Here is an 11815-nt window from a genome sequence, read left to right as displayed (position 1 = left end):
CAGAACATGAGTAGGATTATGAAAAACTATGAACAAATAGAATAGACTGCCTACCTGCCGGTACAGTCTTTTAACTGAGGATATGTAATGAGTGATGGGGTTATAGATATATCATGGTCACTACTAGTACTATTCTGTTTAACACTATCAATTCCCCTCTCCATTAGCCGTTATTTCAAGCTCAATATCGAGCGAGAGGCCATAGTTAGCGTAGGAAGGATGAGCATTCAGCTTTTACTAGTAGGTGTCTACCTTGAGTATTTATTTGATATAAATAACCCATTAGTGAATTCGATTTGGTTACTGATCATGATCTTGGTTGGGGCAAGTTCAATCATAAATAAAGCTAAGCTTCCCTATAAACGGTTAATATACCCTGTAACAGCAAGCTTACTCCTAAGTTTACTGCCAATGTTGATAGTTTTATGTGCTGCCATTATAAAACCAATCCCATTGCTCAACGCTCAATACGTCATTCCTTTGGCCGGAATGTTACTCGGGAATTCACTGAGTGGAAATATAGTGGCGCTACAAAACTTATTTACAGCAATCGACACTCGTCGCGGAGAGTACGAAGCAGCAATTGCTTTGGGAGCTTCTGCACAATTCGCAACCCAACTTTTTGTCAGCGATTCTATGAGGAAATCAATGGCCCCAACTCTTGCTTCAATGGCCACAACAGGTCTAGTTACATTACCGGGAATGATGACAGGGCAGATACTGGGAGGCGCGAGTCCTATAGTCGCCATTAAATATCAACTATTGATTATGATTGCCATATTCGTTGTTTTGTCGATATCTTTGAGCCTAACTCTGTCTTTAACCATCCGCAATTGCATAACTAAGGAAGGCAAGATATTGGTCGTTTTCACGCAACAATAACAAGTTTTGATTTTATCCACAGAATCTGTGGATAACCGTGTCATCGTCTTCAGGATAAGTCGAGTTTCTATACAATAATAAATCTATATAAGAAACGACTTAACCCCTTCTTCGCATTGATAAACCATTTACAGCACAACAATCTGCCTTAACTGGGCTTTTAATATTATGTGATAGATAACATTTCTTTCTTCATGCCGTTGCCCGCTACCTAGACAAAGATTAAGGTTGTTCTGTAACACTTTTATGGAGCGAACAATAATGAAATACACTACAGAAAAAATAGCCGAACTTAACCTACTACTTCAGTTTGATATCAACAGTGCCGCAACAGGTATTAAAGTGCACAATGATGCATCAGAGGATATTCAATCTGCTATAGGAAGACTATTTGATAAGGGGTTGTGCACTCTTCCAGATGGTGGCTATTTAACAGACGAAGGTATTGAAGTCGCTGAACATGCAGATAAAGTACTTCGGGTACTCTCCAGCGAAATCATCTAGCTCACTGACCCATGTTACCCTCATCATCGGTTGGCTTGCTCAACCGATGGATAATCGACTCGATATCAATCTTTTCCAAGCCTTGATTGAAAATCATCTTCAGATCAATTCCTTTCGGTTCGTTACGAAAAGCAACATGGATTTGTTTGTTGTCTAATAGCTTAGTGTTCATTTGCAAATGCTGTCTCAAGAAAGCTTCCTGAGTGTCCTCGCTTATCAAATGTTCTAGCACATTCGAATCTATTACCGCAGCATCTAGCCGCCTTTTCGCTACCTTGTGAATATTCATAGTATCATTACTAGATGCCTCTATATTGATCTCTCCATCAGCAACCATGTCATCGAACTCTTTAGTATTGACGTACCCTTGAACGACACCAATACGCAGCGTTTTTAGATCAACTAATTTAGTCCACTTTACTGGAGAGTTTGAATTTTCAACTAGTCCCAGTGGGCCGCTACCAATCGAATCAGAAAAAACAAAGTCTTGTGTGTCAAAGATATATTCGGGGAAATAGCCTATATACTTTTCTGATTTCGTGGCCAATGAAACCGCCCTCACCCAAGGTTCGAAGTCAACGCCTAAGTCATAGCCCATAACGGAGAAAGCCTCACGTGCAATAGCAATGGAATAGCCATTTTCACGTAAATTCTCTCCCGAGTAAGGAGGCCAGTCTAAAGACGTCATATATACTTTGTTGCTCGCCAAGACCAGAGAAGGGATGACCCCGAGCGAACACAACAAAAGCCACTTCATCCAATTCCAACTATTTATACCTAGTTATACATCTATTAATAGTAGAGTTAATGGTATGGAGACGCAGAAAAGCCATGTCTCACTAGTGAGACATTAAGCCTAAAAAACTATGGTTGATTATTTATTGGATCTCTTAGATAGTAACCAATCTAGGCCAAAGCTATAACGAGATAAGTATGAAAGACATACTAATTATTGGTGGTGGGTGGCTCGGAAAACCGCTAGCTCATTACCTAGAATCAATAGGCAATAATGTCATAGTTACCCGAACTAGTAATGACGGTGTCTCTTTGCTAAAAGCAGAGTCCCTTCAAGCAAAATGTCTGGACCTATGTGGTGACTTGTCACATATAGCACAAACAGTCAAAAGTACTAAAACCAATATAGTCATTGGCTGTTTCCCGCCTGGGTTTCGTTCTGCTTTGGGTGATCAATATATTCGTTGTTGGGAGACACTGACTAAAGCATGCCTTTTAGCTCAAGTTAAAAGAATAGTCATGGTTAGCTCAACTAGTGTTTATCCCAACCTAGCCAAGCCTATGCTAGAAGACGATGCATCTTGGTCTAAAGCAGCTCAGGATAATAATTTTAGCCAGAAGGCTACAGCGATGCTGCAAGCTGAACAACATGTAATCGATTCAGGAATCAATTACGCCATTGTTCGCTGCAGCGGTCTTGTGGGCCCCGATCGACATCCAAGTCGATTTGTAAGTAAAATGAAACAAATCAGCACAAAGGCTCCGGCAAATATGTTGCATCTTAAAGATGCTATTGGCGTCATCAGTTTTATCACTGCATTCAAACAAAACGTTATCATCAACGCGACGACTCCAAATACAGTGAGTAAAGCTGAATTTTATCAAGCAGCTCTCGATAGTATCGGATCTGAAGAAATATTGCCGCCGTTTGTGCAACAAGAAGATAAACGAATTCTGTCTGACCACTTAGAGGAATTGGGGTATCGATTTCACTACAGGCATACACTGGAACTGGTTTGAATAATAAAAAACCAGAGTAAAGCGATACTCTGGTTTTTATCTGTTGTGTAAGACTTTTAAAAAAGCTGACACTAACCGTTATAAAGGATATTAATGTACTGCAACGGCTTTTTGGCTCAAGTATTTAAATTTAAGTTCATCTTTCCTCAAATCAACTTTTACTGTACCACCATCGACTAACGACCCAAACAGTAGCTCATTAGCAAGTGGTTTTTTAAGCTGTTCTTGAATAACTCGTCCCATTGGGCGCGCACCCATCGCTTTATCATAACCCTTCAATGCTAACCAATGGCGAGCTTTATCTGAAACCTCGAGTGAAACACCTCTAGCATCCAATTGTGCTTGAAGCTCAACAATGAACTTATCGACAACTTGATGGATAACATTCTCATCTAAGCTATTGAACCAAATGATATTATCTAGACGATTACGGAACTCAGGTGTAAAGACTTTCTTAATTTCTGACATCGCATCATGGCTATGGTCTTGCTGGATTAAGCCAATGGAATTCTTAACAGTTTCCTGAACACCTGCATTGGTTGTCATGACAAGAATAACATTTCGAAAATCGGCTTTACGGCCATTATTATCAGTCAAAGTACCATTATCCATCACCTGAAGGAGAAGATTGAAAATATCTGTATGAGCTTTTTCAATTTCATCAAGTAATACCACGGAGTGTGGATGTTTAATCACCGCATCCGTTAATAAACCACCCTGATCGTAACCAACATAACCTGGAGGAGCACCAATCAAACGGCTCACTGAATGCCTTTCTCCATATTCAGACATATCGAAGCGCAGTAATTCTATACCCATTAATTTAGATAGCTGTACTGTCACTTCTGTTTTACCGACACCAGTTGGGCCTGCAAATAGGAAAGATCCAACTGGCTTGTTATCAGCTCCAAGACCCGCACGAGTCAATTTAATGGCTTCACTCAACACATCAATTGCATCATTTTGGCCAAAGACCAACATCTTCATCTTTTCATCTAGATTCTGAAGAACCTCTTTATCTGAAGAAGAGACAGACTTCTCTGGTATTCGTGCCATTTTAGCGACCATTGATTCTATATCCGCGACACCAACTGTTTTTTTGCGGCGGCTAGCTGGTGCAAGACGGTGACGAGCCCCAGCTTCATCTATCACATCAATCGCTTTATCAGGTAAATGACGCTCATTGATGTATTTAGCAGAAAGCTCTACAGCTGCACGAAGTGCCTTATTGGTATAACGAACTTCATGATGCGCTTCATATTTAGGTTTGAGGCCCATTAAGATTTTTGTCGTATCATCAAGCGATGGCTCAACAATATCTATCTTCTGGAATCGACGAGAAAGAGCACGCTCTTTGTCAAAGATGTTGCTGTACTCCTGATAGGTCGTTGAGCCTATGCAACGAAGCTTACCACTGCTCAGCAGAGGTTTAATCAGGTTTGCAGCATCCACTTGCCCACCAGAAGCAGCCCCTGCGCCTATGATAGTATGGATCTCATCAATGAATAATATCGCGTCTTCTTCCTTCTCTAATTGCTTGAGAATCGCTTTAAAACGCTTTTCAAAGTCACCGCGGTACTTAGTACCAGCCAACAGCGAGCCAATATCCAAAGAATAAATAACACTATCTTTAATGATATCAGGGACCTGGCCTTCAACTATTCTCCACGCTAATCCTTCAGCAATTGCCGTTTTACCGACCCCTGCTTCTCCAACTAACAAGGGGTTGTTTTTACGACGACGGCATAGCACCTGAACAGTACGCTCCAGCTCTTTATCTCGACCAATCAAGGGGTCAATTTGTCCTTGTTTAGCCAATAAGTTAAGGTTAGATGCAAAACTTTCTAACCGCTCTTCAGAGCCAGATTCCTCCGGACTATCATTACTGCTAAATGAATCTGAAGAAGCAGAATCGTCACCTGAACTAGACGCCTTAGTAATTCCGTGAGAGATGAAGTTAACGATATCTAAACGGCTAATATCGTTTTTCTTCATCAGATAAGCTGCATGAGACTCTTGCTCACTAAATATGGCAACGAGTACATTCGCCCCTGTCACTTCACTACGCCCAGATGACTGAACATGAAATACTGCTCGCTGTAATACTCGCTGAAAACTTAAAGTAGGCTGAGTCTCACGCGTTTCATCATTCTCTGGGATTAGCGGGGTTGTTTGATCAATAAAGATATCTAACTCATTTCTTAACGAGTCAATATCGGCTTGACAGGCAAGCAAGGCCTCCCTCGCCGCATCATTTTCCAATAACGCTAGCAGGAGGTGCTCGACAGTCATGAATTCATGTCGTTTGTCTCTGGCACGAGAGAATGCGCCGTTCAGACTCGACTCTAACTCTTTATTCAACATAAGTACCTCCTTAGCAGCAACTTAGATTGCTTGGTTAAGCTTTACACTTGCTCCATGGTACAAAGCAAGGGATGCTCGTTTTCCTGAGAATACATTGTAACTTGCGCTACTTTCGTTTCAGCAACTTCTGCAGTATACGTGCCACAAATCGCTTTACCTTCGTAATGCACCTTAAGCATCACTTGTGTTGCCTTTTCAATATCCATAGAGAAAAACCGTTCTAGGATTTCGATTACAAAGTCCATCGGCGTGTAATCGTCATTATTCAAAACAACGTTGTACCTCGATGGCAACATCACCTTAGTCTTTTCTAGCTCCAGTAAATCCTGGTCTGGAGAAACCCATTTAATTTGCTTGCTCATGACTCTTCGTGTTGAAAACAACGTCCTTAAATATAATTTTAACACTTCACTGTGTGGAAGTTTTAGATCTAGCTCCAGTTAGTAAGGCCAAGTTGAGCCAAGCGAATTTTTGCCCTTACTTAGAGACTAATGCAGCAATTGTATCGCTGCAAATAAAAGATTTCTATCTAGTGATATTATCTATCTAATTGATTAAAAAGAAACCAAAAACCAATATTACCATTATAAAATAACAAAGCCGGAGTGAAAATAGTTGCAAAAAGGCAAACGATAAAGGTGACTTGTTTACAAATATGCACAGCCTAACCAGTTTTCACTATTGACTGCTCCCTAGCATTGACTACATTGGTCAAATAGTGACTTAAAATTTAGCAGCGGCTGAATGAACATTCACTGTTATGTTTACACACGGATTAATTGTGTAATCACACAACTTCAGTAACAATATGCATGAGGGATGTATAGCATGGCTACAGGTACAGTAAAATGGTTTAACAATGCCAAGGGGTTTGGTTTTATCTGTCCAGAAGGAGAAGATGGTGATGTATTCGCCCATTACTCAACAATAGAAATGGATGGTTATCGTACACTGAAAGCGGGCCAACAAGTAACATTTGAAGTGGAGGAAGGCCCTAAAGGATACCACGCCAGATCGGTAGTTCCGGTTGAAGCTCAAGCCATAAAATAATTCGCTGCTAGATTTCACCCATCAAAACAATGTGTCATACGAAATAAATAAAAAACCGCCAAGAAAAACTTGGCGGTTTTAATCTATAATCAATTAAGTACATTAACCCAGCTGAAGTTAGCCATTGATAATGCTGTTTAGCGTATCACTAGGGCGCATAAGCCTTGAAGCTTTTTCAAACTCTAGCGCATAGTAACCGCCAAGTTCACCAGCAACACCTTGAGCCCCATTTAGTTCTGCAATAATCTCGCTTTCTTTCGCAGATAAAGCTTGTGCTATTGGGGTAAATTCTTTAGCTAAAGATACATCTGAAGTTTGAGTTGCAAGTGCTTGCGCCCAATATGTAGCTAGGTAGTAATGACTACCACGGTTATCCAACTCTCCTACTTTACGGGAAGGTGATTTATTCTTGTCTAAGAATTCGCCTGTCGCTTTATCTAAGGTATCTGCAAGTACCTGGGCCTTAGCATTACCAGTTACTGCACTTAAATGCTCCAAAGATGCCGCCAATGCGAGGAATTCACCTAACGAATCCCACCTAAGGTGGTTCTCTTTCTCAACTTGCTGTACGTGTTTAGGAGCTGAACCACCCGCACCCGTTTCAAACAGACCACCCCCATTCATCAACGGTACAATAGATAGCATCTTCGCAGACGTACCTAGCTCCAAAATCGGGAATAAGTCAGTTAGGTAGTCGCGCAGCACATTACCAGTTACAGAAATAGTATCTAAGCCCAACTTGATTCGTTCTAAGGAGAACTTACACGCTTCAAGAGGTGCTAATATTTTGATTTCCAAACCAGATGTATCATGTTGCGGCAAGTATGCATTCACCTTTTTAATAAGCTGAGCATCATGTGCACGGTTGTCATCTAACCAAAATACCGCAGGTACACCTGTGGCGCGCGCGCGCGTCACGGCTAATTTAACCCAGTCCTGAATCGGTGCGTCTTTAACCTGACACATACGGAAAATATCACCTTCCTCAACCGTTTGTTCCAGTAGAACAGAACCAGATGCGTCCACAACACGTATCTTACCTGCTTGGTCAACAATAAATGTCTTATCATGCGAACCATACTCTTCTGCCTTTTGAGCCATCAAGCCTACATTTGGCACACTGCCCATAGCCGTTGGATCAAAGGCACCATTTTCCTTACAGAAATCAATAACCGCCTGGTAAATACTCGCATAGCTGCGATCTGGGATCATAGCTTTAGTGTCGCTTTGTTTTCCATCTGGTCCCCACATCTGACCTGATGATCGCAACATGGCGGGCATTGAGGCATCAACAATAATATCACTAGGGACATGCAAATTAGTGATGCCGCGATCTGAATCAACCATAGCCAATGGTGGCTGGGTGCGATATACATCTTGAATTGCGGCTTCAATTTCTGCCTTTTGACCAGCAGGAAGAGTAGTGATTTTTGCGTATACATCGCCAAGGCCGTTATTTACATCAACACCTAATTGCTCAAGCACATCTCCATATTTGGTAAAAACATCTTTGTAATACACTTTAACGGCATGTCCAAAGATCACAGGGTCAGATACTTTCATCATCGTCGCTTTCATGTGTAGAGAAAGCAGTACACCTTGCTGTTTTGCTGCATCAATTTCTTTTTCAAAAAATTCAACTAAAGCACGCTTGTTCATAACGGAACAATCAATAATTTCTTTATCTTGCAACGCAAACGAAGATTTCAACTCTTTTGCCACGCCATCCGCTGCCATAAACTCGATTTTTACTTGAGTTGCACCAGCCACAGTGTGTGACTTCTCACTACCAAAGAAATCATTGCCAGACATACTTGATACATGAGATTTGGAGTCTTTTGACCACGATCCCATTGAATGAGGGTTTTTCTTGGCGTAATTCTTAACTGACAGAGGAGCACGACGATCTGAGTTACCTTCACGAAGTACCGGGTTTACAGCACTACCCTTGATTTTGTCATAGCTTGCTTTAACCTCTTTTTCTTCTTGCGTACTGGGTTCTTCAGGATAGTTAGGTAAATTGTAACCTTTTGCCTGCAGTTCCTTAATTACGGCTTGTAACTGAGGAATAGAGGCAGAGATATTAGGCAGCTTAATAATATTTGCCTCTGGCGTTTTGGCCAGTTCACCAAGTTCCAACAAAGCATCATTTGTGCGTTGTTGTTCGGTCAAGTACCCCGGGAAGTTTGCAAGAACACGCCCAGCGAGAGAGATATCACGAGTCTCGAATTCAATACCTGAGGAAGCGGTAAATGCTTGAATAATTGGCAATAGAGAATAGGTTGCTAATGCTGGAGCTTCGTCTGTGATAGTGTATATAATTGTAGGTTTTTCTGTAGGCATGAAATTTCCCTATCTATTCTTGCAAAGCTCGTCGATAGACGGCTTTGGTTGATGTATCCGTATACAAGCTTGTATAGTATCTACTTACCTATTTACGGCTTTGTTGTTTCTGTTGTCTTTTCCTTACGTCTCTTTTTAGCGTAAGATCCGTGAGAACTGTACTCTTATAATTAAACAATATTGGCACAATAGTCTATTATTTTGCAGATCCAATCCTGTTCTCGGGCGCGCACATGATAGCCTAAAGCCATTGAGTTTAGAATTTTCAACCACACTTCATTTACAATTTTGCAAGGTAGTTAACATGTCATCTCGCTCGCAACGTGAGCCGTCTAAACCCTCAACCCGTTTGCGTAAATCAGGTTTTAAGTGCTCAAAGAACTGCCTCCAATCAAAATCAAGTTCAATATCTCTAGAACGAAAAACTAGCAATAGAAAGCGACAAAGATCACCTGAGAACTGCACTGTTATTATCTTTAATAAGCCTTTTGATACCCTAAGCCAGTTTACCGATGGAGACGGTAGGCAAACACTCGCCGACTTCATCCCAATCAAAGATGTCTACGCTGCAGGCAGACTTGATAGAGATAGTGAAGGGCTTATGGTGCTGACGAATGATGGGATACTTCAAGCCAAGCTTACCCAGCCTAAATCTAAATCCCCAAAAACCTATTGGGTTCAAGTCGATGGACAACCTGGAGAAAAAGATTTAGAAAAGCTACGTAATGGAGTAGAACTTAAAGACGGTATAACGCTACCTGCCACAGTCGAAGTAATATCCGAACCTGAAATCTGGTCACGTAATCCGCCTGTGCGCTTTCGCGCTAATATACCCACCACATGGCTTGCAATTACCATTATAGAGGGCCGTAACCGTCAGGTGAGACGAATGACTGCTCATATTGGTTACCCTACTTTACGTCTTATTCGGTACTCGCTGGGCCAATTCACTCTTGGAGAACTGCAACCAGGAGAATGGAAAGAGGTTAAACTCTAACGGCAAAGGGTGCGATTCTTTCAAATACACATATTTTTCTCGTAAAATCAAAATGGCGCTTCATTTGAAGCGCCATTTCTCATTAAGAAACTCATCACTACTTAGGGCATGTAAGCCTAGTTTTCATTTTTCTCTTTTGCAACCGTCACTGCAATCGCTAACTCTTCAAGTGCGGCAGGGTTAGCAACGCTTGGTGCATCTGTGAGTAGGCATGCAGCCGCAGTTGTTTTAGGGAATGCAATTACATCACGGATATTATCTGTACCGCATAATAACATCACAAGGCGGTCTAAACCGAATGCCAAGCCTGCATGTGGTGGTGTACCAAACTTTAGCGCATTAAGTAAGAAACCAAACTTTTGTTGTTGCTCCTCGGCATCAATTCCCAAGATATCAAATACCGCAGCCTGCATTTCGGCACTATGGATACGGACTGAACCACCACCCACTTCATAACCGTTAATCACCATATCATAAGCATTTGAATTGGCTGATGCTGGGTTAGCTTTTAGCTCCTGTGCATTAACCCCTAATGGTGACGTGAATGGGTGATGCATAGCATGTAAATTACCCTCACTGTCTTCTTCAAACATAGGGAAATCCACCACCCATAGTGGAGCCCAAGCAGACTCATCTGTCAGTTCAAGATCTTTACCAATCTTGAGTCGAAGTGCACCCATAGCTTCCGCCACTGTATTGGCTTTATCTGCACCGAATAAGATAATATCGCCAGATTGTGCTTGAGTACGATCGAGAATACCGTTTATCACATCTTCGTTTAAGAACTTAGCCACCGGAGACTGTATACCTTCAACTCCAGCCGCGCGGTCATTGACTTTCATCCAGGCAAGGCCTTTAGCTCCATATATTCCGACAAACTCGCCATAACCATCAATTTGTTTACGAGTCAAAGCTGCTCCACCTGGAACTCGAATAACGGCTACACGACCTTTTTCGTCATTCGCAGGGCCAGAGAATACTTTAAATTCGACATCCTTAACCAGATCAGCAACATCAACTAGTTCCAAAGGGTTACGTAGGTCAGGTTTATCTGAACCAAAACGACGAATAGCTTCAGCAAAAGGCATAGTTGGAAATACACCCAAATCAACATCCAATAGTTCTTGCCACATATTTCGAACCATTTTTTCTGTAGTGGCTCTAACTTCGTCAGCTGTCATAAACGAAGTTTCTATATCGATCTGGGTAAATTCTGGCTGCCGGTCAGCACGTAGGTCTTCATCACGAAAGCATTTTACGATTTGGTAGTAACGATCAAAACCCGACATCATTAGCAGCTGTTTAAATAGCTGTGGAGACTGAGGTAATGCATAAAAGCTACCTTTATGCACACGACTTGGAACCAAGTAATCCCGAGCACCTTCAGGTGTTGCTTTAGTCAAAACCGGCGTTTCGATATCAAGAAACCCATTTTCATCGAGGAATCGACGAACAAAACTGGATGCCTTTGCGCGTAGTTTAATCCGATCACTCATTTCAGGACGACGTAAATCGAGGTAGCGATATTTAAGTCGCTGTTCTTCTGTATTTTTCTGGTTGAAGTCTAGAGGGAGAATGTCCGCTCGGTTAATGATTTCTAGACTTTTGGCAATAATTTCAACTTCTCCAGTTGCCATATCTTTATTGATCTGACTGTCTGGACGAACACGGACTTCCCCCGAGAGCTTGATACAGAATTCATTACGAAGTGTATTCGCCACTTCGTACGCGTCTGCCATATCTGGATCTACTACTACCTGAACAATGCCTTCACGATCTCGCATATCAATGAAAATAAGTCCACCTAAATCGCGGCGACGATTAACCCAACCGCAAAGTTCTACAGTTTGTCCTGCAAGGGACTTGTTCAAGTGACCACAGTAATGGGTACGCATAATGAATTTCCCAATCTCTTTTAGT

Annotated in this window: 10 protein-coding genes; 5 read left to right on the top strand and 5 right to left on the bottom strand. The window is 41.7% G+C overall.

The annotated features are described in order from the left end of the window. Positions 1 to 87 precede the first annotated feature (87 nt). Both OCV27_RS05780 and OCV27_RS05775 read left to right on the top strand, forming a co-directional pair. Positions 88 to 882: an ABC transporter permease gene (locus OCV27_RS05780; protein WP_125321109.1), complete on the top strand. Its 795-nt coding sequence runs from the start codon at positions 88 to 90 to the stop codon at positions 880 to 882. A gap of 261 nt (positions 883 to 1143) precedes the next feature. Further along, positions 1144 to 1386, top strand: coding sequence for a TIGR02647 family protein (locus tag OCV27_RS05775; RefSeq protein WP_125321108.1), 243 nt, complete (start codon positions 1144 to 1146; stop codon positions 1384 to 1386). Position 1387: 1 nt separating this feature from the next. Here OCV27_RS05775 and OCV27_RS05770 read toward each other — a convergent pair whose 3' ends face one another. Beyond that, complete coding sequence (locus tag OCV27_RS05770; RefSeq protein ID WP_125321107.1) at positions 1388 to 2143, bottom strand: substrate-binding periplasmic protein; 756 nt, start codon at positions 2141 to 2143, stop codon at positions 1388 to 1390. 176 nt (positions 2144 to 2319) lie between these two features. Between OCV27_RS05770 and OCV27_RS05765 the strand changes: the two genes are divergently transcribed. Then, positions 2320 to 3141 carry an NAD-dependent epimerase/dehydratase family protein gene (locus OCV27_RS05765; RefSeq protein WP_125321106.1) on the top strand — a complete coding sequence of 274 codons (822 nt, stop codon included), beginning with the start codon at positions 2320 to 2322 and terminating at the stop codon, positions 3139 to 3141. A gap of 90 nt (positions 3142 to 3231) precedes the next feature. Here the strand turns inward: OCV27_RS05765 and clpA are convergent, their stop codons facing one another. Both clpA and clpS read right to left on the bottom strand, forming a co-directional pair. After that, positions 3232 to 5505 carry an ATP-dependent Clp protease ATP-binding subunit ClpA gene (clpA, locus tag OCV27_RS05760; protein WP_125321105.1) on the bottom strand — a complete coding sequence of 758 codons (2274 nt, stop codon included), beginning with the start codon at positions 5503 to 5505 and terminating at the stop codon, positions 3232 to 3234. Positions 5506 to 5546: 41 nt separating this feature from the next. Beyond that, positions 5547 to 5867 (bottom strand): ATP-dependent Clp protease adapter ClpS, encoded by a 321-nt coding sequence (gene clpS / locus OCV27_RS05755; protein WP_125321104.1) that lies wholly within the window; start codon positions 5865 to 5867, stop codon positions 5547 to 5549. A 466-nt stretch (positions 5868 to 6333) separates the two neighbouring features. Between clpS and cspD the strand changes: the two genes are divergently transcribed. After that, a complete protein-coding gene (gene cspD / locus OCV27_RS05750; protein WP_125321103.1) occupies positions 6334 to 6555 on the top strand; it encodes a cold shock domain-containing protein CspD in 222 nt (73 codons plus the stop codon). A gap of 117 nt (positions 6556 to 6672) precedes the next feature. Here cspD and OCV27_RS05745 read toward each other — a convergent pair whose 3' ends face one another. Beyond that, positions 6673 to 8898: an NADP-dependent isocitrate dehydrogenase gene (locus OCV27_RS05745; RefSeq protein WP_125321102.1), complete on the bottom strand. Its 2226-nt coding sequence runs from the start codon at positions 8896 to 8898 to the stop codon at positions 6673 to 6675. A 304-nt stretch (positions 8899 to 9202) separates the two neighbouring features. Between OCV27_RS05745 and OCV27_RS05740 the strand changes: the two genes are divergently transcribed. After that, on the top strand, positions 9203 to 9895 hold the full coding sequence (locus OCV27_RS05740) for a pseudouridine synthase (protein WP_125321101.1): 693 nt from the start codon (positions 9203 to 9205) through the stop codon (positions 9893 to 9895). Positions 9896 to 10011: 116 nt separating this feature from the next. Here the strand turns inward: OCV27_RS05740 and aspS are convergent, their stop codons facing one another. Next, positions 10012 to 11790, bottom strand: coding sequence for an aspartate--tRNA ligase (gene aspS, locus OCV27_RS05735; protein ID WP_125321099.1), 1779 nt, complete (start codon positions 11788 to 11790; stop codon positions 10012 to 10014). Positions 11791 to 11815 lie beyond the last annotated feature (25 nt).

The organism is Vibrio pectenicida (genome assembly GCA_024347015.1).
Taxonomy (GTDB): domain Bacteria; phylum Pseudomonadota; class Gammaproteobacteria; order Enterobacterales; family Vibrionaceae; genus Vibrio; species Vibrio pectenicida.
This window is presented reverse-complemented; position numbering and strand designations above follow the sequence as displayed.